General features: G+C 68.4%; 24 protein-coding genes. 8 read left to right on the forward strand and 16 right to left on the reverse strand.

What is annotated here, in order from left to right:
• Positions 1-65: 65 nt before the first annotated feature.
• The 6 genes from bluB to GVY64_RS27320 all read right to left on the reverse strand — a co-directional run bounded on the left by bluB (position 66) and on the right by GVY64_RS27320 (position 6,889).
• Positions 66-686, reverse strand: coding sequence for a 5,6-dimethylbenzimidazole synthase (gene bluB, locus GVY64_RS27295; RefSeq protein WP_201298173.1), 621 nt, complete (start codon positions 684-686; stop codon positions 66-68).
• A 103-nt stretch (positions 687-789) separates the two neighbouring features.
• Positions 790-2,046 carry a fatty acid desaturase family protein gene (locus GVY64_RS27300; RefSeq protein WP_159847358.1) on the reverse strand — a complete coding sequence of 419 codons (1,257 nt, stop codon included), beginning with the start codon at positions 2,044-2,046 and terminating at the stop codon, positions 790-792.
• Between the two features lie 99 nt (positions 2,047-2,145).
• Positions 2,146-3,582, reverse strand: coding sequence for a fatty acid desaturase (locus GVY64_RS27305; protein WP_159847361.1), 1,437 nt, complete (start codon positions 3,580-3,582; stop codon positions 2,146-2,148).
• 45 nt (positions 3,583-3,627) lie between these two features.
• Positions 3,628-4,785 carry a ferredoxin reductase gene (locus GVY64_RS27310; protein WP_159847364.1) on the reverse strand — a complete coding sequence of 386 codons (1,158 nt, stop codon included), beginning with the start codon at positions 4,783-4,785 and terminating at the stop codon, positions 3,628-3,630.
• Positions 4,786-4,908: 123 nt separating this feature from the next.
• Positions 4,909-5,457, reverse strand: a complete 549-nt coding sequence (locus tag GVY64_RS27315; RefSeq protein WP_159847458.1) for a DUF6912 family protein — start codon at positions 5,455-5,457, stop codon at positions 4,909-4,911.
• Positions 5,458-5,467: 10 nt separating this feature from the next.
• Positions 5,468-6,889 (reverse strand): WS/DGAT/MGAT family O-acyltransferase, encoded by a 1,422-nt coding sequence (locus tag GVY64_RS27320; RefSeq protein WP_159847367.1) that lies wholly within the window; start codon positions 6,887-6,889, stop codon positions 5,468-5,470.
• A 332-nt stretch (positions 6,890-7,221) separates the two neighbouring features.
• Here GVY64_RS27320 and secA point away from each other — a divergent pair, with 332 nt between their 5' ends.
• On the forward strand, positions 7,222-10,080 hold the full coding sequence (secA, locus tag GVY64_RS27325; protein WP_159847370.1) for a preprotein translocase subunit SecA: 2,859 nt from the start codon (positions 7,222-7,224) through the stop codon (positions 10,078-10,080).
• A 158-nt stretch (positions 10,081-10,238) separates the two neighbouring features.
• The gene (locus GVY64_RS27330) at positions 10,239-10,616 is read left to right on the forward strand and encodes a YybH family protein (RefSeq protein ID WP_159847373.1); all 378 of its coding nucleotides are present in this window, start codon (positions 10,239-10,241) and stop codon (positions 10,614-10,616) included.
• A 5-nt stretch (positions 10,617-10,621) separates the two neighbouring features.
• Here the strand turns inward: GVY64_RS27330 and rsgA are convergent, their stop codons facing one another.
• The 3 genes from rsgA to GVY64_RS27345 form a co-directional block, all read right to left on the reverse strand.
• Positions 10,622-11,623: a ribosome small subunit-dependent GTPase A gene (gene rsgA / locus GVY64_RS27335; protein ID WP_236567255.1), complete on the reverse strand. Its 1,002-nt coding sequence runs from the start codon at positions 11,621-11,623 to the stop codon at positions 10,622-10,624.
• Positions 11,620-12,912: a 3-phosphoshikimate 1-carboxyvinyltransferase gene (gene aroA / locus GVY64_RS27340; RefSeq protein WP_159847378.1), complete on the reverse strand. Its 1,293-nt coding sequence runs from the start codon at positions 12,910-12,912 to the stop codon at positions 11,620-11,622. The genes rsgA and aroA overlap by 4 nt, the downstream gene beginning before the upstream one ends.
• Positions 12,913-13,676: 764 nt before the next feature.
• Positions 13,677-15,185: an aldehyde dehydrogenase family protein gene (locus GVY64_RS27345; protein ID WP_159847380.1), complete on the reverse strand. Its 1,509-nt coding sequence runs from the start codon at positions 15,183-15,185 to the stop codon at positions 13,677-13,679.
• A gap of 166 nt (positions 15,186-15,351) precedes the next feature.
• Between GVY64_RS27345 and GVY64_RS27350 the strand changes: the two genes are divergently transcribed.
• Positions 15,352-16,140, forward strand: coding sequence for an SOS response-associated peptidase (locus GVY64_RS27350; RefSeq protein ID WP_159847382.1), 789 nt, complete (start codon positions 15,352-15,354; stop codon positions 16,138-16,140).
• A gap of 197 nt (positions 16,141-16,337) precedes the next feature.
• Here the strand turns inward: GVY64_RS27350 and GVY64_RS27355 are convergent, their stop codons facing one another.
• Together GVY64_RS27355 and ybaK are read right to left on the reverse strand one after the other, a co-directional pair.
• Entirely contained in the window at positions 16,338-16,637 is a 300-nt protein-coding gene (locus GVY64_RS27355; protein WP_159847384.1) for a hypothetical protein, read from the reverse strand.
• 74 nt (positions 16,638-16,711) lie between these two features.
• Complete coding sequence (gene ybaK / locus GVY64_RS27360; protein ID WP_159847386.1) at positions 16,712-17,206, reverse strand: Cys-tRNA(Pro) deacylase; 495 nt, start codon at positions 17,204-17,206, stop codon at positions 16,712-16,714.
• A gap of 212 nt (positions 17,207-17,418) precedes the next feature.
• Here ybaK and GVY64_RS27365 point away from each other — a divergent pair, with 212 nt between their 5' ends.
• Positions 17,419-18,123, forward strand: coding sequence for a sigma-70 family RNA polymerase sigma factor (locus GVY64_RS27365; RefSeq protein WP_324198418.1), 705 nt, complete (start codon positions 17,419-17,421; stop codon positions 18,121-18,123).
• A 20-nt stretch (positions 18,124-18,143) separates the two neighbouring features.
• Positions 18,144-18,410, forward strand: a complete 267-nt coding sequence (gene rsrA, locus GVY64_RS27370; RefSeq protein WP_159847460.1) for a mycothiol system anti-sigma-R factor — start codon at positions 18,144-18,146, stop codon at positions 18,408-18,410.
• Positions 18,411-18,484: 74 nt separating this feature from the next.
• Here rsrA and GVY64_RS39215 read toward each other — a convergent pair whose 3' ends face one another.
• The gene (locus GVY64_RS39215) at positions 18,485-18,559 is read right to left on the reverse strand and encodes a 50S ribosomal protein bL37 (protein ID WP_022597109.1); all 75 of its coding nucleotides are present in this window, start codon (positions 18,557-18,559) and stop codon (positions 18,485-18,487) included.
• Between the two features lie 90 nt (positions 18,560-18,649).
• On the opposite strand from GVY64_RS39215, the gene GVY64_RS27380 reads away from it, so the two are divergent.
• Together GVY64_RS27380 and GVY64_RS27385 are read left to right on the forward strand one after the other, a co-directional pair.
• Positions 18,650-18,865: a biotin/lipoyl-binding carrier protein gene (locus tag GVY64_RS27380; protein ID WP_159847388.1), complete on the forward strand. Its 216-nt coding sequence runs from the start codon at positions 18,650-18,652 to the stop codon at positions 18,863-18,865.
• Positions 18,866-18,887: 22 nt separating this feature from the next.
• A complete protein-coding gene (locus GVY64_RS27385; RefSeq protein WP_159847390.1) occupies positions 18,888-20,402 on the forward strand; it encodes a sensor histidine kinase in 1,515 nt (504 codons plus the stop codon).
• 504 nt (positions 20,403-20,906) lie between these two features.
• On the opposite strand, the gene GVY64_RS27390 is transcribed toward GVY64_RS27385, so the two are convergent.
• Complete coding sequence (locus GVY64_RS27390; protein WP_011211115.1) at positions 20,907-21,161, reverse strand: WhiB family transcriptional regulator; 255 nt, start codon at positions 21,159-21,161, stop codon at positions 20,907-20,909.
• A 254-nt stretch (positions 21,162-21,415) separates the two neighbouring features.
• Positions 21,416-22,360 (reverse strand): diacylglycerol/lipid kinase family protein, encoded by a 945-nt coding sequence (locus GVY64_RS27395; protein WP_159847392.1) that lies wholly within the window; start codon positions 22,358-22,360, stop codon positions 21,416-21,418.
• 199 nt (positions 22,361-22,559) lie between these two features.
• Here GVY64_RS27395 and GVY64_RS27400 point away from each other — a divergent pair, with 199 nt between their 5' ends.
• Positions 22,560-22,970, forward strand: coding sequence for a hypothetical protein (locus GVY64_RS27400; RefSeq protein WP_236567245.1), 411 nt, complete (start codon positions 22,560-22,562; stop codon positions 22,968-22,970).
• Here the strand turns inward: GVY64_RS27400 and GVY64_RS27405 are convergent.
• Both GVY64_RS27405 and GVY64_RS27410 read right to left on the reverse strand, forming a co-directional pair.
• Positions 22,949-23,650, reverse strand: coding sequence for an endonuclease V (locus tag GVY64_RS27405; RefSeq protein ID WP_159847394.1), 702 nt, complete (start codon positions 23,648-23,650; stop codon positions 22,949-22,951). The two genes, GVY64_RS27400 and GVY64_RS27405, sit on opposite strands and share 22 nt — an antisense overlap.
• A gap of 5 nt (positions 23,651-23,655) precedes the next feature.
• Positions 23,656-24,132 (reverse strand): GNAT family N-acetyltransferase, encoded by a 477-nt coding sequence (locus GVY64_RS27410; protein ID WP_159847464.1) that lies wholly within the window; start codon positions 24,130-24,132, stop codon positions 23,656-23,658.
• Positions 24,133-24,171 lie beyond the last annotated feature (39 nt).

Consider the following 24,171-nt stretch of genomic DNA (forward strand, 5'->3'; position numbering starts at 1 on the left):
CAGTGGGTATTCGATTGAACCCTCAACGATGTGCACAGTTGCGTAACGATGCGCGCGACCGGGGGTCAACCGCGATAGGTCTCGCGGTGCACCGCCTCCGTGAGCGGTCTTCCGGCGCGCCAGCCGAAGCGCTCGAGATCGGGAACGCGCTGGAACTCGCGCGCCGGCCCCACGCAGAGCCAGGCGACCGTACGGACGCCCTCCGGGAGCCCGATCAGGCCGGACAGGAAGACGGGATCGTAGAACGACACCCACCCGACGCCGACGCCCTCCGCGGTGGCGGCCAGCCAGAGATTCTGGATGGCCAGAACCGCCGAGTAGATGCCGGTTTCGGGCACCGTCGCCCGCCCGAGCACCTGCGGTCCGCCGCGATCGTGGTCGTAGCAGACCACCACCCCCGTGCCGCTCTCCACGATGCCCTCGATCTTGATCGGCTCGAAGGTGGCGGCGCGCTCGGGCGGCAGCGCGTCGCGGAACTCGACGCGCTTGTGTGCCACGTGATCGGCGAACTCGCGCAGCGTCGCCGGTTCGCGGACCACCACGAAATCCCAGGGCTGCGAATTCCCCACGCTCGGCGCCCGGTGCGCGGCGTCCAGCAGCCGCCACAATGTCGCATCGTCCACGAGTTCGCCGGTGAACTCCGCACGCACGTCGCGGCGCCGCCGGATGGCCTCGTAGACGCTCAGAACCTCAGGATGCACCGCCCGAGTCAATCAAATCCGGCGAGCCCGCCGCTCAGGGCGTGGGATCGTGCGCCGGATTCCGCGTGTCGGCCGGCCGCGCCGGACGTCAGCGTGCGGAGGACATGCCGCGCCTGGCGAACCGCCGACGCCCCTGGGCGAGCGCGGTGCGCAGCCCACGGCGCCGTCCGGTCACCGGATCGATGCCTACCGTGGTGCCGCCCGCGAACTTGCGTTCCGAGGCGGTCTCCGGGGCGTCGTCGGCGGTGGCTCGCAGGTACTTGTTCGGCAGCGAGAGCTTGAGGATCGTGCGCCAGGCCTTGAAGTACTGCACCGGCAGCGAGCCGGTGGTGTAGGGCAGGTCGTACTTGTCGGCCAGTTCGCGCACCCGCACGGCGATGTCGGCGTACCGATTGCTCGGCAGGTCGGGGAACAGGTGGTGCTCGATCTGGTGGCTCAGGTTGCCGGTCATGAAGTGCATGACCGGGCCGCCGGAGATATTGGCGCTGCCGAGCATCTGGCGCAGGTACCACTCGCCGTGGGTCTCCCCGTCGATGTCGGCCTTGGTGAACTTCTCCGCGCCGTCGGGGAAGTGCCCGCAGAAGATCACGGCGTTGGACCAGACGTTGCGGATCGCGTTGGCGGCCAGGTTGGCCGTCAGCGTGGAGAAGAACGCGCGACCGGTGAGGGCGGGGAAGATCACGTAATCCTTGAGGATCTGCTTGCCCATCTTGGTGAGCGCCTCGTCGCGCCTGCGCTCGAAGTCGGCCCGTTCGGGGGTGCCCGGCTTGTACCGGCCCGCCACCAGCTTGCCCAGCTCCAGGTGCTGGATGGCCACGCCGTACTCGAAGAACAACTGCAGCACCAGGTTGTAGATCGGGTTGCCCAGGTTGAACGGCTTCCAGCGCTGGTCGCGCGTCACCCGCAGCAGGCCGTAGCCGATGTCGTCGTCCATGCCCAGCACGTTGGTGTACTTGTGGTGCAGGTAGTTGTGGGTGTGCTTCCAGTGCTTGGCCGCGCCGGTGTTGTCCCACTCCCACGAGCTGGAGTGGATCTCCGGATCGTTCATCCAGTCCCACTGCCCGTGCATGACGTTGTGCCCGATCTCCATGTTCTCGATGATCTTGGCAGTGCCGAGCAGTGCGACGCCGGACAGCCACGCGGCGCGCTTCGGGCTGGCGAACAGCACCGCACGGCCGCTGATCTCGAGCACGCGCTGCAACCGGATGACGTTGCGGATGTATCTCGCGTCGCGCGCGCCGCGCGAGGCTTCGATTTCTCGCCGGATCGCGTCGAATTCCGCGCCGAGTGCTTCCACGTCGGCCTCGGTGAGGTGCGCGTATTCCTTGACATCCGAGATCGCCATACGGGTTACCTTACCGTAAGTTACGACAGCGTAGGTTCCGAGATGTGGCCCGGGGGTGTGTCAAATACCCTATTGCGATACCGGTGGCCGGATGGTAGGTTAGCGTGCCCTTCGCTGGAAGCGGAAACGCCTGTCCCGCATGGCTTTTTCGCGCAGCGCGGCTTGTTCATGACGGGCCCGTTCCTGCAGCGCGACCTTGGCCCCGCGCAGCACTCGGCGCTCGTGCTCGGCCTTCTCCTTCAGGGCCGCCTTGGCCTCGCGGAGCATCTCCTTCTCCTGCCGCGCCTTCTCCCGCAGCACGATCTTCGCCTCGTGCAGCGCCGAACGCAGTCCGCGCCGCTTGCCGGTCTCCGGGTCGACGCGCAACCAGTGCGTGGACTCCGTGCCGAGCGACGGCAGCGTGATACCGGCGAACTTGCGTTCCGAGGAGGTCTCCGGCGCGTTGTCGGCGGTCGCCTTGAGGAACCGGTCCGGTAACGCCAACTTGTGGATCGTGCGGAAGGCGAGCAGATACTGCTTGCCCAGCGAACCGGTGGTGTAGGGCAGGTCGTACTTGTCGCACAGCTCGCGCACCCGCACCGCGATCTCCGGGTAGCGGTTGCTCGGCAGATCGGGGAACAGGTGGTGCTCGATCTGGTAGCAGAGGTTGCCGCTCATGAACGCCATGGCGGGCCCGGCCTCGAAGTTCGCGCTGCCGAGCATCTGGCGCAGATACCACTCGCCGCTGGTCTCGTCCTCCAGCTGCTCGATGGTGAACTTCTCCGCGCCGTCGGGGAAGTGGCCGCAGAAGATCACCGCGTACGCCCACAGGTTGCGCACCAGGTTCGCCGTCGCGTTGGCCTTCAGCGTGTGCTTGAACGCCGGGCCCGTGAGCGCGGGATGGATGAGGTAGTCCTTGGCCACCTGGCGGCAGATCTTGCGGGCGAACGCCACGTTCGGCTCCGAGGCGACCTCCCAGCGCGGCGTGCCCGCCAGCTGCTTCTCGATGGCCCAGTCGTGCAGCGCGATGCCCCACTCGAAGGTCGCGGCGAGCAGCAGATTCGCCAGCGGCTGCACCAGGTGGATCGGCCGCCACTGCTCGTCGCGGGTCATCCGGAGGATGCCGAACCCGAGGTCCTCGTCCTTGCCCAGGACGTTGGTGTAGGTGTGATGGGAGTAGTTGTGCGCCCGGCGCCACTGCGCGGAGGGGCCTGTCATGTCCCATTCCCACGAGCTGGAGTGGATCTCCGGATCGTTCATCCAGTCCCATTGCCCGTGGCTGACGTTGTGCCCGAGCTCCATGTTCTCGATGATCTTGGCCACCGACAGCAACGCGGTGCCCGCCAGCCAGGCCCAGCGATTGCGGCTGCCGAACAGCACCGCGCGGGCCGCTACCTCGAGACCGCGCTGCGCCGCGATCGCGCGCCGGATGTACTTCGCGTCCCGCTCGCCACGGGACAGCTCCACCGAGCGCCGGACGGAATCGAGTTCCTGACCCAGTGTCTCGATATCGGCCGTCGTGAGGTGCGCGAACGCCTTGATGTCGGTGATAGCCACCGGGGTCCTTTCCCTACTCGATCCTCATCGAGGGTACCTGCCGGACTACACGTCCAGGGTGCAGTCACCCGCCGCGGCCGAGATGCAGGTCTGCACCTTGTCGCCTTCGCGGCGCTCCTCACCGTTGCGCAGGTCGCGCGCGTGGCCGGAACTCAACGTGACCACACAGGTCTGGCAGATGCCCATCCGGCAGCCGAACGGCATCTGCACGCCGGCGGACTCGCCGGCCTCGAGCAGGCTGGTCGCGCCGTCCGCCGCGACGGTGCGACCGGTCCTGCCGAAGGTGACCGTGCCGCCCTCGCCGATCGCGGAGCGCTCGATCTCGAAGCGCTCGACGTGCAGCCGGTCCGACAGGCCCGCCGCGCGCCAGTGGTTCTCGATCTCGTCGAGCATTCCGGCCGGGCCGCATGCCCACGTGTCGCGTTCGCGCCAATCCGGGAACTGGGTGTCGAGATCGGCGAGCGCGAACTTGCCCCGCTCGGCGGTCAGATGCAGGCGGGTGTGGAAGCTCGGGTTGCGCTCGGTCAGCGCCTGCAGTTCCGCACCGAACATCACGTCGTCGGCGGTGCGGGCGGAGTGCAGGTGCGCCACATCGGTGAACAGCTCGCGGCGGTCCATCGCACGCAGCATGGACATCACCGGAGTGATACCGCTGCCCGCGGTGAGGAACAGCACCTTCTCCGGCGGCGGGTACGGCAGGACGAATCCGCCCTGCGGCGCGGCGAGCCGCACGATGGTGCCGACCGGCACACCGCCGACCAGATGACTGGACAGGAAGCCTTCCGGCATCGCCTTCACGGCGATGGAGATCAGCCGCTTACCGCCGTGCCCGGGCACCGACCAGTCGGGCGGACAGGTCAGCGAATACGAGCGCCAATGCCAGCGCCCGTCCACCAGGAGGCCGATGCCGATGTACTGGCCGGGCTGGTATTTGAAGTCGAAACCCCACCCCGGCTGGATCACCAGCGTCGCCGAGTCGGCCGTCTCCTTGCGCACCTCGACGATCCGCCCGCGCAGTTCGCGCGCCGACCACAGCGGGTTGGCCAGGTGCAGGTAATCGTCGGGCAGCAACGGTGTGGTCACCCGCGCGACGGCGCCGCGCAGCACGTTCAGCTTCCCGCCGCGCTCGGCCACGCTCGCGGCCGGCGCCTCCAGCCACGCGCGAACGCTTTGCACGGAGAAGCTCCCAAGTTTCGAACCCATCGCTGCCGTTGGTCTCCCTGTCGTCGGATACGCAGGCCGCCGTCTCGCCGATCGGATGCCTCGCAGCAAGGTTACGGCATCGTAGGTTACGGCGGGGGGCGAGCCCGCGGCCGCCGCCGCGATTCAGAGCAGTTCGAGCAGGAACGGCAGCTCCTGGGCGGCGTACCAGGCCAATTGATGGTCTTCGGCGTCCCCGAGGACGAACTCCGCGTCGGTGTCGCCGAGATCGGCCGCGTCCACCACATCGACGGCCTTGGCCACCTGCGGTTCGGCGTCGGCCAGATCGACGTGCACCGAGGCGATCTGCTGGTAGCGGATCGGACCCGTCAGCCGGACCACCGCGTCGTCGAGATCGGGGCGCAGCTCGGCGCCGGTCACGTCGGCGGCGATCACTGCGCGGCGGTAGACCGGGCTGCCGCCCGCGACCGGTGCGGCCTCGTCGTCGGAGTCCTCCACCGATCCGATCGCATCGCGTTCGGCCGCGAGCAGCCGCAGCGACGCGCGGGCGGCTTCGTTCATGGCGACCTCACCGAGCTCCTCGTCGTCGCCGGAGGCGTAGGCCTCGCGCAGCGTGGGTGTCACCGCGAACGCGGTCCCGCTGACGGGGGTCAGCTCCCGGCTGTCGACCAGTTCGCGCAGCATCGGCACCGTAGCCGGGATGTAGACCCGCAGCTTCTTCTCATCAGACGCAGGCACCGAGCATCTCCTCCATGGAATCGCGCACCGCCGTGGCGAGCACGCCGATGTCGGCCATCGCGTCGCGGTCGGCGTTGAGACCGTAGAAGACGCGTCCGTCGTAGGACGTGATCCCGATACTCGACGCCTGATTGCGCAGCAGTGGCGACACCGGGTACATCTCCAGCATCCGCGCGCCGCCGATGTACATCGGCGCTTGCGGACCCGGCGCGTTGGTGATCACCAGATTGAACGTGTGTTCTGCGAACGTACTCGCCGCGCGCACACTCATCGCATGCAGGCTGGCCGGAGCGAAACCGGCCAGGTGCACCAGGGTGCGCGCGCGGACGCCGCGGCGCTGACGCCCGGTGAGTTCGGTGGCGTGCGCGATGTGCGACAGCCGCATCACCGGACTCGGTTCGCCCACCGGCAGATCGATGAGGAACGAGGACACCTCGCTCGCCGAGCGCGCTCGGTCGCCGTCGGTCCCCTCGACGTACACCGACATCGGCACCACCGCCCGCAGCGTGCTGGACTCGGTGAGCGCTTCCCCGCGCGAGAGCAGCCAGTTGCGCAGGGCGCCGGTGACCACCGCGAGGATGGCGTCGTTGATCGAGCAGCCGAACCGTCCGCGGATGGTGCGGTAGTCCGCCAGATCGGTGCGCACCACGTCGAAGCGGCGGTTGCGCGACGTGGGGGTGTTCAGGGGGCTGGCGGGCGCGCCGGTCGCGGCGGTGCGCACCGCGGCGACCACCGATTCGACTGCTCTACCCGCCGTCCCGAGCACCGCGAACGCGCCCGCGCTCGCCTCCCTGGCCACTTCGAGGGTCCTGCGCGGTTGCGCGGCGAGCTGGGCCAGCGCGCCGACCAGCAGCTCCATCTCGCCGGGTTCGCGCGGCGCGATCCAGTCGTCGCAGGCCAGGTCGCGGGGCGCGGGGCCCGCGTCGAGGATCACATGGCCGATCTCCAGCGCGGTGTCGCCGTCCACCAGGGCGGAATGGGTCTTGGTGAAGATGGCGCAGCGACCGTCCGACAGCCGTTCGATCAGGTACATCTCCCACAGCGGCCGGGCCGGGTCCAAGGGGTGCGAGGTGAGGCGCGCGACCAGTTCGTGCAGTTGCTCGTCGGTGCCAGGGCCGGGGAGCGCCGAGCGCCGGATGTGGTAGGTGATGTCGAACCGGCTGTCCTCGACCCAGACCGGTCGTCCGAGCGACAGCGGGATCTCCCGCACTTTGCGCCGGTATCTCGGCACCAGCGGAAGCCTGCTCTCGACCAGGTCGACCAGCCGGTCGTAGTCGAGGATCGCCCGGCCCGAGCTGTCGCCCGGGTCGGTGTTCCGCACGATCGCGAGAGAGCCGATATGGATCGGGTTGCTACTGGACTCGAGCCGGTAGAAGGCCGTGTCCTGCGGCGTCAGTCTCGTGATCACGCTGACCGGTACTCCTTTGCCCGATGCCCGTCCCCGCTTCATTGTGCTGCCGCGGCAACCGTCGCCTCGGCCGTTGTGGCATTTCCGATGAATTCCGTACACGTTTTTTCACGCCGGGGTTCCGTGACACGCTGGTCGATCCGAGTTCGGCGCATAGATTCGATCACAGGGCGGTGCAGTTCGCGGCCCTGCCACGCAGCGCCGCAGGCGCTGCACATCGCGCAGAGCATTACCATGAAGCTTGCAGCGGATTCCGCGCAGCCGCGTGGGCCGCACCGGCCCGGGGGCCGACGACACGTTTTGACACACCGACCAGAGGACTGACGAGACCCGTGCCTGCGCTGACACTGACGAGGTTGCTACGGATTGGTGAGGGTCGCGTGGTCAAGCGGCTCTCGCATTTCGCCGACCAGGTCCTCGCCCTCGAACCGGAGTACGAGGATCTCAGCGACGCGGAGCTACGGGCCAAAACGGACGAGTTCCGCGAGCGCTACGCCGAGATGGTCGAGGACGGCGAGACCGATCCGCTGGGCCAGCTGATGGCCGAGGCGTTCGCCGTCGCACGGGAGGCGTCCTGGCGGGTGCTCAGCCAGAAGCACTACAAGGTGCAGATCATGGGCGGCGCCGCGCTGCACACGGGCAACATCGCCGAGATGAAGACCGGTGAGGGCAAGACCCTGACCTGTGTGCTGCCCGCCTACCTGAACGCGCTCAGCGGCGACGGTGTGCACGTCGTCACGGTGAACGACTACCTGGCCAAGCGCGACGCGGAGTGGATGGGCCGCGTGCACCGCTTCCTCGGCCTCGAGGTGGGCGTGATCCTGGGCGGTATGAGCCCCGCGCAGCGGCGGGTGGCCTACGGCGCCGACATCACCTACGGCACGAACAACGAGTTCGGCTTCGACTACCTGCGCGACAACATGACCCACTCGCTGGACGACCTGGTGCAGCGCGGGCACAACTTCGCCATCGTCGACGAGGTCGACTCCATCCTCATCGACGAGGCGCGCACCCCGCTGATCATCTCCGGGCCCGCCGACGCCTCGTCGAAGTGGTATGCCGAGTTCGCGCGGATCGCCCCGCTGCTGAAGAAGGACCTGCACTACGAGGTCGACATCAAGAAGCGCACGATCGGCGTGCACGAGGCGGGCGTCGAGTTCGTCGAGGACCAGCTCGGCATCGACAACCTGTACGAGGCCGCCAACTCGCCGCTGGTGAGCTACCTGAACAACGCCATCAAGGCCAAGGAGCTCTACACCCGCGACAAGGACTACATCGTCCGCGACGGCGAGGTGATCATCGTCGACGAGTTCACCGGCCGCATCCTGGTCGGCCGGCGCTACAACGAGGGCATGCACCAGGCGATCGAGGCCAAGGAAGGGGTGGAGATCCAGCCGGAGAACCAGACCCTGGCCACGATCACCCTGCAGAACTACTTCCGCCTCTACGACAAGCTCTCCGGCATGACCGGCACCGCCGAGACCGAGGCCGCCGAGCTGCACCAGATCTACAACCTCGGCGTGGTCCCCATCCCGACCAACAAGCCGATGATCCGCGCCGACCAGTCCGACCTGATCTACAAGACGGAGGAGGCCAAGTTCTCCGCGGTGGTCGACGACGTCACCGAGCGGCACGAGAAGGGCCAGCCGGTGCTGATCGGCACCACCAGCGTCGAACGCTCGGAGTACCTGTCCAAGCAGTTCACCAAGCGCGGCATCCCGCACAACGTGCTGAACGCGAAGTTTCACGAGAAGGAAGCCGAGATCATCGCCGAGGCGGGCCGCCCCGGCGCGGTGACCGTCGCGACGAACATGGCGGGTCGCGGTACCGACATCGTGCTCGGCGGTAACCCGGACATCATCGCCGACATCCTGCTGCGCAAGCAGGGCTTCGACCCGGTGGAGACGCCGGAGGAGTACGAGCGCGCCTGGCTGCCCACCCTGGACCAGGTGAAGGCCCAGACGGCCGAGGACGCCGATGCGGTGCGCGACGCGGGCGGCCTCTACGTGCTGGGCACGGAGCGGCACGAGTCGCGCCGCATCGACAACCAGTTGCGCGGCCGCTCCGGTCGTCAGGGCGACCCGGGCGAGTCCCGGTTCTACCTCTCGCTGGGTGACGAGCTGATGCGCCGGTTCAACGGCGCCGCGCTGGAAGCGATCATGACGCGGCTGAACCTGCCCGACGACGTGCCGATCGAGGCGAAGATGGTCTCCAAGGCCATCAAGAGCGCGCAGACGCAGGTCGAGCAGCAGAACTTCGAGATCCGCAAGAACGTCCTCAAGTACGACGAGGTGATGAACCAGCAGCGCACCGTAATCTACGGCGAGCGCGACCGGATCCTGCGCGGTGAGGACATGGAGGGCCAGGTCCAGAGCATGATCACCGACGTGATCACCGCCTATGTGGACGGCGCCACCGCGGAGGGCTATGTCGAGGACTGGGATCTGGACAAGCTGTGGACGGCGCTGAAGACGCTGTACCCGGTGGGTCTGGACTATCGGGATCTGGCCGGCGAGACCGAGGTCGGCGAGGCGGGCGAGCTGACGCGTGAGGAGTTGCTCGACGCGTTGCTGGACGACGCGCACGCGGCTTACGAGCGCCGCGAGGCCGAGATCGACGGCTTGGCGGGCGAGGGCAGCATGCGCAACCTGGAACGGCAGGTGCTGCTTTCGGTGCTCGACCGCAAGTGGCGTGAGCATCTCTACGAGATGGACTACCTCAAGGAGGGCATCGGCCTGCGCGCGATGGCGCAGCGCGACCCGCTGGTCGAGTACCAGCGCGAGGGTTTCGACATGTTCACCGCGATGCTCGACGGTCTCAAGGAGGAGTCGGTCGGCTTCCTGTTCAACTTGCAGGTCGAGGTGCAGCAGCCGCAGCCGGAAGGCGTCGCCGTCGGCCCCGGGCTGCGTTCGCCGGTCGGAGCCGCCCCGGCGCCGCAGCCCACCGAGGAGGCTCGGGTCGCGAACGGGCATGCCGCGCCCGCGGCGTTGCGCGCCAGGGGTATCGATGACACCGCCCCGCGCGGTTTCAGCTACTCCGGCCCGGACGAGGGTGGCCGAGCCGCGGTGCACAGCGACACCGAGGAATACGGCGTGGACGGTGGCCCGCAGCCCACCCGCCGCGAGCGCCGCGAGGCGGCCCGCGCGGAGGCGAAGGGCCGGCGCGGCCCGAAGTCCCGCCGCCGCCACTGATCGAAAACCGAAGGCGCTCAGGGTTTCCCTGGGCGCCTTCGTCGTCAAGACGAATTCGATCGAAGCGATGCGCCAGTCCTGCGCAGGCATGCTCCCGACGAGGCTCGACACGCAGCGGTTCGCCGCCGCAGCCGAGCGGATCGGCGTATCTTCCTGACGTGGACCGAGCAGCCGTCGAAACATGGGTCGCCGGATACGAGCGCGCCTGGCGGTCGGCGGGCACGGAACGACTCGCCGACCTGTTCGCCGCGGACGCGGGATACCTGGTCTCGCCGTGGGCGCAGCCGCTGACCGGTCTGCACGCGCTCGCCGAATTCTGGGAAAGCGGCCGCGACGGGCCCGGCGAGCCCTTCACCATGCGGTCGAGCGTCGTCGCGGTGGACGGGGACACGGCGGTGGTCCGGGTGGAGGTGGACTACGCGCGGGATACTCCGGCACGGTGGCGGGACCTGTGGATCCTGCGTTTCGACGAGGGTGGCCGCTGTGTGTGGTTCGAAGAGTGGCCGTTCGCGCCCGGACAGCCGGACGGGCACTGACCGTCCTACCAGGGGTCGTTGGAGGTCAGGGCGACGAGCAGGAGGCGGATGGCGGCCACCCGGCGTTCCTTGCCGGACAACTCGTCCAGCGCGCATTCGGGGTCGGCGGGCGGGCCGAGATGCGTGCAGCCCCGCGGGCAGTCCTCGATGGCATCGGCGAGATCGGTGAAAGCGGCGATGACGTCGTCCGGGGTGATGTGTGCCAAGCCGAACGACCGCACGCCCGGTGTATCGATGACCCAGCCGCCGCCGGGCAGCGGGAGCGCGACCGACTGGGTGGAGGTGTGCTTGCCCTTGCCCACCCCGGACACCTCGCCGACGGCCCGCTCCGCCTCCGGCACAAGACGATTCACCAGCGTGGATTTGCCCACACCGGAGTGACCGATCAGCGCGGTGAGATGGTCGGTGAGCAGATCGAGGACCGGCTCGAGCGGATCATCGATGCCGCCGTAGACGATGGTGAGATCGAGATCGTCGAATGACTCGGCGAATTGGGAATCGGCGGCCAGATCGTGTTTGGTCAAGCACAGCACGGGTTGCAGCCCACCGGCATACGCGGCGACCATCGCGCGTTCCACGAAGCCGGTGCGCGGCGGTGGGTCGGCGAGCGCGACCACGATGAACAGCCGCTCCGCGTTGCCGACCACTATTCGCTCGTACGGATCGGTGTCGTCGGCGGTGCGGCGCAACACCGTCCGGCGGTCGGCGACCCGGACGATGCGGGCGAGAGTATCCGGCCGCCCGGACAGGTCGCCGACCACGTCCACCTGGTCGCCGACCACGATCGGGGTGCGGCCCAGCTCCCGGGCCCGCATCGCGACGATGCGGCGCTCCGGATCGTCGTCGAGCACGCATCCCCAGCGGCCCCGGTCGACGGAGACCACCATGGCCGGTTCGGCGTCGCTGTGCTGCGGCCGGGTCTTGGTGCGGGGGCGGGAGCTACGTCCCGGACGAACCCGCACGTCGGATTCGTCGTAGCTGGCCGCGGTTCGTCGTCCCCGGCTCAGTGCGCCGCTCCTTCGTCGGACGGCGTGGGCTCGAGCATGCGCTCCCAGAGGGCGACGAAGTTCGGCAGGGTCTTCGCCGTGGTACCGATGTCCTCGATCTCGACGCCGGGCACCCGCAGGCCGAGAATGGCTCCCGCCGTGGCCATCCGGTGGTCGGCGTAGGAATGCCACTTGCCGCCGTGCAGGTCGGCGGGCACGATCTCCAGTCCGTCCTCGGTCTCGGTCACCTTGCCGCCGAGACGGTTGATCTCGGTGGAAAGCGCCGCCAGCCGGTCGGTCTCGTGACCGCGCAGATGGGAGATGCCGCGCAGCACGGACGGGGAGTCGGCCAGCGCGGCCAGCGCGGCGACGGTGGGCGTCAGCTCGCCGACGTCGTGCAGGTCGATGTCGATGCCCGCGAGCCGGTCGGGCCCGTGCACGGTGAGCACGCCGTCGAAGATGCGCGCTTCCGCGCCCATGCGCACGAGGATCTCGCGGATCACGTCACCCGGCTGGGTGGTCAAGCGCGGCCAGTGCGGAATGCTGACCGTGCCGCCGGTGACCGCGGCCGCGGCCAGGAACGGGGTGGCGTTGGACAGGTCCGGCTCCACCTCCCAGTCCACCGCGCGGATCGGCCCGTGCTCCACGGTCCAGGTCTGCGCCTTGAAGCTGTCGGCGGGTGCGTGCACCCGTACGTCGGCGCGGCGCAACATCTCCACCGTCATCTCGATGTGCGGCATCGAGGGCAGCGCCTTGCCGTCGTGGTGCACCACCAGCCCTTCGTCGAAACGCGCGGCCGACAGCAGCAGACCCGAGACGAACTGCGACGACCCGGACGCGTCGATCGTCACGGTGCCGCCGCGCAGCGCGCCCTTGCCGCGCACCGTGAACGGCAGCGTGTCGCCGTCGATGTCGGCGCCGAGCGCGCGCAGCGCCTCCAGGATGGTGCGCAGCGGGCGGATCCTGGCCTGTTCGTCACCGTCGAACGCGACCTCGCCCGCCGCCAGCGCGGCGACCGGCGGCAGGAAGCGCATCACCGTGCCTGCGAGCCCGCAGTCGACCGTGCCGCCGCCCAGCGGCGCCGGGGTGACAGTCAACGTGTCGCCCGCACCCTCGATGCCCGTGCCGAGCGTGCGCAGCGCGTCGATCATCAAATTCGTGTCCCGGCTGCGCAGCGCACCCGTGATCGTGGAAGGGCCGTCGGCCAGGGCGGCCAGGATGAGCGCCCGGTTGGTGATCGATTTCGATCCGGGCAGGGTCACGATCGCGTGTACAGGGACCTCGACATGGGGCGCTGGCCAGAAGTTCACTCGTCCATCATCACACGGTGTTGGTTTGCCAGCGCCTGCGGCGCTGGGTGTTCGCGGCCCCTTGGTGGCTCGCGTTTGCGCGATCGCCGCTTGCTCCTTCGTCGCGTACGCGGCGGCCGCGCAAACGCGAGCCGGGCCGCGAACGGGTGATGCTCGGTCTCGCTTCGCTCGGAAGCCGTGGTTGCGGTGCGGTGGGCGCGTCGGGGACGCATGCTGCGGCTCGCGGCACGCCGTTTCGGGAGGCTCCGCTGCTGTGGCCGTCGTTGCTTGCGTCGCGGACGTGGCGGCCACTCGGACGCGAGCCGGGCCGCGAACGGGTGATGCTTGGTCTCGCTTCGCTCGGAAGCCGTGGTTGCGGTGCGGTGGGCGCGTCGGGGACGCATGCTGCGGCTCGCGGCACGCCGTTTCGGGAGGCTCCTCTGCTGTGGCCGTCGCTTGCTTGCGTCGCGGACGCTGCGGGCAATCGGTTGCGAGCGAGGCCGCGAACCGCGCATGCTCGGTCTCGCTCGCTCGGGCCGGGGTTCGGCCGAAGTAGTTGCGTGGGGGGAAGCTTCGCCCCATCGGGGATGCGGCACGTGGCTGTGCCGATCGAATGCCCGGTTGCGGAGGTATCCGCCGCGTGGACGATGCCCGGCCGACTTCGTCCGGTGTCACAGCGCGTCGCCGTCGCCATTCGCGGCGCGTTCACGGGGCGGATTGCCGCTGATGCCACCTATGGCACGGTGCCGGGTACTCGACGACGTCGAGCACCCGGCCGTGGATTCCTACTTGTGCCGCCCGTGCAGGAACGGAACGAGCTTGCGCAGCAGCTTCATCGTGGAGTCGGTGCGGCTGTAGCTCAGCAGCGCCATGCCCGGAACGGTGAACCGCTGCACCGCGATCGAGTGCGGGCGGGCGAACTCGCGCAGACCCGGTTCGCCGTGGATGCGGCCGATGCCGGAATCGCCGACGCCGCCGAAGGGCAGGCCGGGGATGGCGGCGAAGGCGAGCACGGAGTTCACCGAGGTGGCGCCGACGCGTAGCCTGCGCGCGATGTCCAGGCCGTTCTTCTTCGAGTAGACCGCCGAGGACAGGCCGTACTTGGAGTTGTTGGCCAGCTGCACCGCCTCGTCTACGCCGTCGACGGTACGGATGGTGATGGTCGGGCCGAAGGTCTCCTCGGCCACCGCCTCGGAGTTCTCGTCCACGTCCACCAGCACGACGGGCTCGATGAACGGCGCCTTGACCGACTCGGGACCGCCGAGCACCGCGGTGCCGCCGCTCTTCAGCGCGTCGTCGATGTGGCGGCGCACGATGTCGATCTGACTCGGCATGGTCATCGGGCCGTAGGACGCCTTGTCGCCGGAACCGGGCTTGACGTCGGTGAGGATGCGCTTGACCTCGGCGACGAACTCCTCGCGCACCGAGCGGTCCACGTAGACCCGCTCGACACCGGCGCAGGTCTGGCCGCTGTTGGCGGTGGCGCCCCAGGCGACCGCGTCCGCCGCGGCCTTGATGTCGGCGTCGGCGGCGACGATCACCGCGTCCTTGCCGCCGCACTCCAGCAGCACGGGGGTGAGCCGCTCCGCGGCCGCCGCCATGATCCGCTTGCCGGTGGCGGTGGAGCCGGTGAACGCGATCTTGTCGACCTCGGAGCGGACCAGCGCCGCGCCCGTCGCGCCGTAGCCGTTGATCGTGATGAAGACGCCCTCGGGCAGTTCGGGATTGGCCGCCGCGAACGCCTCGGCGAGGAAGTTGCCGATGCCGGTGGAGTATTCGCTCGGCTTGAACACGACGGTGTTGCCCGCGGCCAGCGCGTAGGCGATGGAACCGTTCGGCGTGTAGACCGGGTAGTTCCACGGGCCGATCACGCCGACGACGCCGAGCGGGCGCTGCTCGAGCCGCGCGCTGAAGTTCGACATGAGCGCGCCCGGGGACACCCGCTTGGGGCCGAGCACCTTCTTGGCGTTCTTGGCCGCCCAGGAGATGTGCTCGAGCGCCAGCATCAGCTCCAGGAAGGCGTCGTCGAGCGGCTTGCCGTTCTCGGCGTGGATCAACGCGCAGAACTCCTCCGAGTCCTGCACCAGCTTGCTCGACCAGCGCAGCAGGTGGGTGCGCCGCTGGTCGAAACTCAGCGCGCCCCAGGTGGCGGCCGCTGCGCGGGCCTTGGCGACGGCGGCGGCAACCGCGTCGTCGTCGGCGATGACGTGCGTGCCGATCACCTCTCCTGTCGCCGGATCGACCGACGTCAGTGCCGTGTCGTGATCGGCCGGTTTGGTGTCGGTGGATGTCACAGTGGGTCTCCTCTTGCCGTCTGCGGTGGACGGTCGATGCGCATGTCCGAGTGGACGGGCAGCCCGTCCTTCCGATGAGAGAATGCTATGCCACAACTCTCAACAGGTCATCAGCTATGCGCTAATTGTCTCCGACGCTGTCGGTGGCAAGTGGGACTATCGGGATATGTGCGGACGATATGCGACCACAACCAACCCGGGCAGGCTCGCGGTCGAGTTGGATGCGATCGACGAGACCGGCGCCGCCGACCAGGGCTCTTTCACCAACTACAACGTCGCTCCGACCACCCAGGTGCTCACCGTGGTCGAGCGGCACGACCAAGGCCACGAGGACGACGACCCGAAGCGGCGCATCCGGCGCATGCGCTGGGGGCTGATCCCAGTGTGGACCAAGGCCGCCGAACCCGGTGTGCCGGTCAAGGGCAAGCCGCTGTTCAACGCCCGAGCCGACAAGGCGGCCACCACGCCTTCCTTCCGCGACGCGGTGAAGTACCGGCGCTGCCTGGTGCCGATGGACGGCTGGTACGAGTGGCTCGTGGAGCCGAATGGGGAGAAGGGCCCGAAAGGAAAGGTCGCCAAGCACCCGTACTACATGGCCAACGCGGACGGTTCCCGTCTCTACATGGCCGGTCTGTGGTCCGTCTGGCGCGATCGGTCGCAGCCGGAAAGCGAGCCGCTGCTGTCGTGCACCATCCTGACCACCGACGCGGTCGGCGATCTGACCCGCATCCACGACCGGATGCCGCTGCCGATGCCGCGGGAGCACTGGGACGCGTGGCTGGACCCGGATCACCCGGCCCCGGCGAGTCTGCTGGAGACGCCCTCCGAGGACGTGGTCGCCGGAATCGTGCCCCGCGCGGTGCCCACCTTGGTCAACAGCGTGCGCAACAACGGCCCGGAACTGCTTGCGCCAGTGGAGGATCAGCAGCAGGCCGAGCAGATCAGCTTGCTCTGATCGCTAGCCGCACGCCGTCACATCCGGCGCCCTTTCGAGCGCCCGTGCGGGTCACAGCGCGGTCGAGCGTGCGCCGTTCGCGGCCCGGCTCGCGTCCGAGTGGTCGCCGCGTCCGCGACGAAGTCGCCGGCGGTGGCCACTCGGACGCGAGCCATAGAAGGGCCGCGAACACGCCGCGACGAAGTCGCGGCCAGAGGTTACAGCGAGCACTTCACACTGGGTGAAGCGATATTGAGCCCGCACTTGATGATTCCGGCCACCAGGTCGATCAGCTTGGTGGTGACATTCCCGCTGAGTTTCTCGGCTTTGCCGGCCTTGTCGTCGCTCTTCGAGCCCTGACCGTCGAAGTCGAAGACCGAATCGCTGACCTGGACGACCGGTGCGTTGCCCGGCGCTGCGGCGGCCTCCGGCGCAAGCAGCGTTACCGAACCGAGGGCCAGGACGAGAGCTCCGGACAACGCGACGATCACGGTGCGCACCCGCTGGTGCGTAGACATTCGCATCACATCCTCTCGAATCGGGTCGATCTGGCCAGTTCAGTAACGCACAGATCGCGCCGATCGTGGCCGAATTACGCGGATGTCACGGGCGCGGTCACCGCGGCGGTCAGCCGGACCAGGTCGGCGGGTGCCAGTTCGATCTCCAGTCCGCGCCGTCCCGCGCTGCACAGCATCCGGTCCCAGGCCAACGCCGAGTCGTCGATCACGGTGGGCAGCAGCTTGCGCTGACCGAGCGGGGAGATGCCGCCGAGCACGTATCCGGTGGTCTTCTCCGCCCGCGTCTTGTCCGCCATGCTCGCCTTCGACGCACCCAGCGCGGCCGCCGCGGCTTTGAACGACAACGTGTTCGGCACCGGGAGCACGGCCACCGCCAGCGTGCCGGTGGCCAGTTCGATGATCAACGTCTTGAAGATCTGCTCGGCCGCGACCCCGAGTTCGACGCCCAGCGCGTCGACCGCCTCGGTGCCGTAGGAGTCGGCGCGCGGATCGTGCTTGTAGGCGTGTACGCGATGGGGCACCTTCGCCTGGGTCAACGCGCGGATCGCCGGGGTCGAGCCTGCTGCCATGGCCAAACCCTAACGGCGGCCGCAACGTGTTTTCCTGCGGATCCGTCGCGAGCCCGTGATCGGCGGGAACACCGGACGGGTCGCGCATGTTGTAGCCGGTACACCGCGTTCGGAAGCAATTCCACCGCGTGAGCAGGCCCTATGGAGATGTGAAGGAGATGCCTGTGCCCGTGCTGCTCCACGACCGTCCGGTGGGGACCGAGGTGTCCCCGATGGACGGCGGATTCTCCTTCGATGTGCCGATGCCGGTAGATTTGGCAGGTACGGCGATCGAAGGGACAGGTGTGACGAGCGACGATGACGTGGCGGCCGACGATGTCGCCGCCGTCGACGATGCCGAGCTGGCGCAGCGGTTCGAACGGGACGCGCTCCCGCTGCTCGACCAGCTCTACGGCGCCGCGCTGCGCATGACCAGGAACCCGGCGGATGCCGAGGACCTGGTCCAGGAGACCTACGTCAAGGCCTATCAGGGCTTCAAGTCGTTCCGGGAGGGCACCAACCTGCGTGCCTGGCTGTACCGGATCCTGACGAATACCTACATCAACTCCTACCGCAAGAAGCAGCGCCAGCCCGCGCAGTATCCGACGGACGAGATCACCGACTGGCAGCTGGCCGCGACCGCCGAGCACACGTCGCAGGGACTGCGCTCGGCCGAGGTGGAGGCGCTGGACGCGTTGCCGGACGACGACATCAAAGCCGCGCTGCAGGAACTGCCCGAGGAGTTCCGCATGGCGGTGTACTACGCCGATGTCGAGGGTTTCCCGTACAAGGAGATCGCCGACATCATGGGCACTCCCATCGGTACGGTGATGTCCCGGTTGCACCGCGGCCGGAAACAACTGAAGGGTTTGCTCGCCGATGTCGCGCGCGAGCGTGGATTCAACCGTTCGGGGGAACGCCAGGAGGTCAAGCAGTGAGTACCGAGCGGGACCCCGATATGGAGCTCGATTGCACGGCGGTGCTCGCCGACGTGTGGTTGATGCTGGACGGGGAATGCGACGACGCCACCCGGGCACGGTTGCAGCACCACATGGAGCACTGCAGTCCCTGTATCGAGGCCTACGGCATCGAGGAGAAGATCAAGAGCTTGCTCAGCCGCAAATGCGGCGGCGATCGCGCGCCCGCCTCGCTGCGTGAGCGGCTCACCATCGAGCTCCGCCGGACGGTCACCACGACAGAGACATCGGTCGAGACCTCCGAGTAGCCGTGCGAAACGCGAGCGGCACGCCTTCCTCACGGAAGTGCGTGCCGCTTCGTGCTTGCGGGCCGAGCGTCAGCTCAGGCGTTGGGCCGCTTGCCGTGGTTGGCTGCGTTCCCCTTGCGGCTACGCTTCTTACGTCCGCGCTTACCCATGAGTAGTCTCCCTTCTGATTGAAGGCCATTCTTTCACGTGTGGTTGGCTGTACCGTCAGCGGATACAGGGCAACGAGCGAATGGGGTGTCATGGCTGAGGAAGTGCTCGCCGAACTGGTGTCGGTCGTGTACCAGGTGGTCGTCAAGGAAGGCGACGAAGTTCGAGAAGGCGACACTTTGGTGATCCTCGAGTCGATGAAGATGGAGATTCCGGTGGTCGCGGAGTCCAGCGGCACCGTGACGTCGGTCGGTGTCCAGGAAGGCGACGCAATCAAGGCGGGCCACCTGATCGCGGTCATCTCCTGATCGATTGCGGCGGTAGATCTGCATGGCGACCCTGAGCGAGCTGCTGGCCGAGCACACCGACCTACCCGGCGTCGCCGTGGATCATCTGCAGCGGGTGGTGGGCGATTGGCAGCTGCTGGCCGATCTGTCCTTCGCCGATCTGCTGCTGTGGGTCGGTGCGGGGCCGGTGAAGGAAGGCGCGGACATCGTGTGTGTCGCGCAGTGCCGTCCCACGACCGCGCCCACCGTGCACCAGGAAGACCTGGTCGGCACGAGCGCGAGGCAGTCCGACCATCCGCAAGTGTTCGAGGCGCTGACCAGCGGCGAGACTGTGCGAGCCGACAGGGAGGTCGAGGCGTCCGGCGTCTACCACCCGCATCCGGTGCACGCGATCCGCGAGGCCATCCCGGTGCGCTGCGGCGACGACGTCATCGCGGTGCTGAGCCGGGACACCGATCTGCAACGCTCCCGGGTGCGCAGTCAGCTGGAGAGCGCGTACGTGGCGTGCGCGGACGATCTGTGCCAGATGATCGCCGACGGCACCTTCCCCACCACCGAGGATCGCGCGGCCACCCATTCCAGCCCGCGCGCGGGCGATGGATTCATCCGGCTCGACACCGACGGCACCGTCGTCTACGCCAGCCCGAACGCGCTGTCGGCCTACCACCGGATGGGCTTGCAGTCCGATCTGGCCGGGCAGGATCTCGCTGTCACCACCCGCTCGCTGATCACCGATCCGTTCGACGCCCAGGAAGTGGTCGGCGACATCCAGGCCGCGCTGGCCGGCCGGACCGGGCGGCGGATGGAGGTGGAGGCGCGCGGAGCCACCGTGCTGCTGCGCACCCTCGTGCTGCGCCCGCACGGGGAATTGGCCGGCGCCGCCGTGCTCGTCCGTGACGTCACCGAGGTCAAGCGACGTGACCGCGCGCTGCTGAGCAAAGACGCCACCATCCGTGAGATCCATCACCGGGTGAAGAACAACCTGCAAACCGTCGCCGCGCTCTTGCGCCTGCAAGCCCGCCGCACCGAGAACGAGGAAGCGCAGGTCGCGCTCACCGAATCGGTGCGCCGGGTCACCTCCATCGCGTCGGTGCACGAGATGCTGTCCATGTCGGTGGACGAAGAGGTCGATCTCGACGAGGTCGTCGACCGGCTGCTGCCGATCATGGCCGACGTGGCCACGGTGCACACCGCGCGCATCAAGGTGCGCCGCGCCGGTTCGCTCGGTGTCTTCTCCGCCGAACGCGCCACCCCCTTGGTGATGGTGCTCACCGAACTGGTGCAGAACGCCATCGAGCACGCCTTCGATTCGGGCGAAAACGGCACGGTGACAATCCGTTCCGAGCGTTCGGCCCGCTGGCTGGACGTCATCATCAGCGACGACGGGCGCGGTCTGCCGCCCGGGTTCAGCCTGGAATCCTCCGACCGGCTCGGCCTGCAGATCGTCCGCACGCTGGTCACCGCCGAACTCGGCGGTTCCATCGGCCTGCATCCCGGTGCCGACATCGGCACCGATGCCGTGCTGCGCGTGCCGCTGGGCCGTCGTTCCGGCCGCTGAGTTCGAGCGACGGAATCCTCCGACCGGCTCGGCGAGTCGGCGCGGCCGGTCTCGGCAGGCGTCGTCCTTCACGGAGAAGATGCAGGTCGGTTCCGTGGCCGGCCTCGGTGGCACCGATGTGTTGCTCGGAGGTCGCGGTGGCCGCTGCGGGCGTGCGGTTTACGGCTTGCGGAGCAGCGACTGCTCGAATGTCCGTATCGAGCGGAATGCGAGGGTGCCGAACGGATCGCGAGTGTCCCAACCCGGTTGAGAACCAACTACTTTCCCACAGGTCGCGATCTTCCGCGAGCCGAACCGGGCCGCTGTCGCGCCGTAATCCGCGGAGTGGATATTGGTGTCCGGCGCAACCGCATTGGTCGGCTTCGGGGTTTCACCGCGAAGCGAGACCGATCATTTCCAGTTCGCCGTCGGGTGTGTAAAAACAACACAGCCCGGCACCTATGGGTGCCGGGCTGAAATGCGTTACCGGGCCGGGCTGAATGGCCCGGTAAGCCGGTCGTCTGATCAGACGACGGTGCGGGTGCGGGTGCGCGCGTTGCGACGCTTGAGCGCCCGGCGCTCGTCCTCGCTCATACCACCCCACACGCCGGCGTCTTGTCCGGACTTCAGGGCCCAGGACAGGCAGTCAGCGGTTACGGGGCAGCGAGCGCAGACCAGCTTGGCATCGGCAATCTGCGCGAGCGCCGGACCACTGTTACCCACCGGGAAAAACAGCTCGGGGTCCTCATCGCGACAGATGGCCTTGTGGCGCCAGTCCATTCCTCTGCTCCTTTGCTGGGCGCCGCGCAGGGCGCCTACGGTTTGTGGTTCGTTCACTTGTGCGACTCGAATGTTTCCGCACGGTTGCTTGTGAATGCTTTCACGAACACCGTAGATGTCAATAGGCACGCGGTGCACCGTGGGGAAGCTCACGCTCTGAAGGCTCCCGTGATGGGAAGCCTGCCCGGTCCTTTGTACTCGCTCCACCGGGATTTCGCAGCACTACCCGCCATGTTTTTCCCGGTGTTTCGCCCTCAGTGCGGCCGCGGAGCGACCACCGCGAGGACGTCGGGCACGGCAGTGAAATCCACCACGTTGCGCTTCCCGATGAAGTCGCCATCGATTTGCAGGCCGATGGGTTCTTTGGACTCGATTCGTACGGCGGGAACGTCGTCTTCGCGAAATAAATTGCGGGACTTGGGATTTCCGTTGTCGGCCAGGAGCTGTCGCGCGAGCAGCAGGGTCGGCGCCACGCTCATCGAGCGCACCGCGAACACGCCGAGGCCCGTTTCGAACCGGGTGCCGGGGTTGGTGTGCACCGGCGTGGCATTCAGATAGGTCCACGGTGTGGTGTTGGTAACGAAGGCGTAATGCACGCCGTCTACCGGCTCCCGCCCGGGAATTTCGACCTGAACGCTCGGTTCCTTCCGTTTTGCCCGGAAGAATTGTCGCACAGTTGTTCGAACATATCGGGCCGGCGTGGCGGTGCGGCCGCGGGCACGGCTGGCGTCGATCGCCTCGCAGACGTCGGCGTCCAGCCCGACGCCCGCGCTGAAGCAGAACCAGCGGTCGTCGGCCAGCCCGAGGCCGATCCGGCGGTCGGCGTCCAGGGTGAGCAGGTCGATGAGCTGATTGGTAGCGGTCACCGGGTCGGGGGAGATGCCGAGCGCCCTGGCGAAGACGTTCGCCGAGCCGCCCGGAATCACACCGAGGCGCGGCAACCAGGCTTGACCGTCGTCGAGGACGGGCAGCGGGAGGAAGCCGTTGATCGTCTCGTTGACCGTCCCATCGCCGCCGTGCACCACGATCAGGTCCATTTCGTTGGTGGCAGCCCATTGGGCCAGTTCCGCCGCGTGGCCGCGGTGCTGGGTGTGCGCAACGGTCAGCTGGGTGCGGCTCTCCAGCGCGTGCGCCAGTAGGTCCCGAGTCGCCGGCGTCGTCGAGGTGGCATTCGGGTTCACGATCAGCAGCGTCCGCACGAGGGCAGCCTAGTTGGCGGCCTGCCCGCCCCGGAAAAGCGGCGATCGATGTACCGCGTGCCGTTGTCCGCGCACCCGCCAGGACGATCGCGCGGACCGGCGCGCCGTAGGCTTGCCGCGTGAACGAGCGTCAGCAGGGCAAGCGAGGACACCGTGCGCCGCCGCGCACGACGGCGCCGAGTGCGGGTGGGGCGCGATCGTGAGCGACGGGAGTGCGGCGGTGCCCACGACAGTGCGGGCGGCAGGCGCCCTGGTGACGCTGGAAGGCGTCGTCGCTGTGGGCGTCGCGATCGTGCTGGTGGTGCGGGGGCTGCTCGGTCACGACCAGTCCGCGACGAGCGGATACGGCACCGCTGCCTGGTTCGGCATTCTCGGCGGCGCGGTGCTGGCCGCGGGCGTCGGCCTGCTGCTGGGGAAACGTTGGGGTCGCGCCATCGCCGTCATCGCGCAGCTGCTGCTGCTCCCGGTCACCTGGTCGCTGCTCACCGACTCGCATCAGCCGGTCTACGGCACGGCGCTCGGGGTGGTCGCGGTCGCCGCGCTGGTGCTGCTGTTCGCGCCGCCGTCCACCCGCTGGATGGCCCAGGACTACGGGGTCGAGCCGGAATAGTCCGCGGTGCGCAGCGCTGCCCGGCAGAGCCGGTCGGCGTGCCGGGTGGTTTCCGGCAGCCGGTAGCGCGGGGTCAGCGCGAGCACCTGTGCGCAGGCGGTGTCGAGGTCGATGTGATGTCCCACGGACACGAACACCGGCTTGACGCCGGTTCTGGTGCGCAGAGCCCGCCCGACCACCGCTCCCTCCAGAGTGATGTCGGCGGCCGCGCCGCGTTCCGGGCCCGGTTCGGCGTAGTCGCCCCACACGGTCTTCGCCACGCCGATCGTCGGCACGCCGGTGAGCAGCCCAAGGTGGCAGGCCAGGCCGAAGCGGCGGGGGTGGGCGAGTCCTTGCCCGTCGCACACCAGCAGATCCGGTGCGGCATCCAGCTTTTCGAGCGCGGCGAGGGTGGCGGGGATCTCCCGGAAAGCGAGCAGACCGGGAACGTAGGGGAAGGCGGCGACCCCGTGCGCGACAGTGGACGAGACCGGGCGCAGGGTGCCCGCGGCCAAGACCACTACCGCAGCGGCCACCGCGCCGGTGTCGTCATAGGCGGAATCGAGCCCGGCCACTGTGCGGAACTGCGCGCCCGGCGGGGTGCGCTCGGAGATCAGTGGCCGCAATTCGTCCTGCATCGCCGTCGCCGCTTCGGCAGTGGTGGGCCAGGACGCCGGATCGAGCGGCGGGAACCACGACATACGCGCTACCGCGCGTCGGCGGCCAGCTTGCCGAGCGCGTCGCCCGCCAGCCGGTAGCCCGCCCATTCGGTCTGGGCCACGGCGCCGATCGACTCGTAGAAGTCGATCGAGGGCTTGTTCCAGGTCAGCACCGACCAGGAGACGCGGCTGTAGCCGTGGTCCACCGCCTCCTTCGCCAGGGCCGTGAGCAGTGCCTTGCCGTAGCCGTTGCCCCTGGTCTCCGGCTTGACGTAGAGGTCTTCCAGATAGATGCCGTGCACGCCGTCCCAGGTGGAGAAGTTGAGGAACCAGATGGCGCAGCCGAGCAGTTCGGACTCGTCCGCGACCACGTGCGCGAACACCTTCGGCTCCGGTCCGAACAGCGCTGCGCGCAGCTGCTCGGCGGTGACCGTGCATTCGTGCCGCGCCTTCTCGTAGTCGGCCAGGTCATGGACGAGGCCGACCAGTCCGGGCACGTCGGCGGGGACGGCGCGGCGCAGCACGGCGCCGCCGAGGTCGACGGCGGTGGTGGCGGTGGGGCC

The organism is Nocardia sp. CY41 (assembly GCF_009829325.1).
In the GTDB taxonomy this organism is placed as follows: domain Bacteria; phylum Actinomycetota; class Actinomycetes; order Mycobacteriales; family Mycobacteriaceae; genus Nocardia.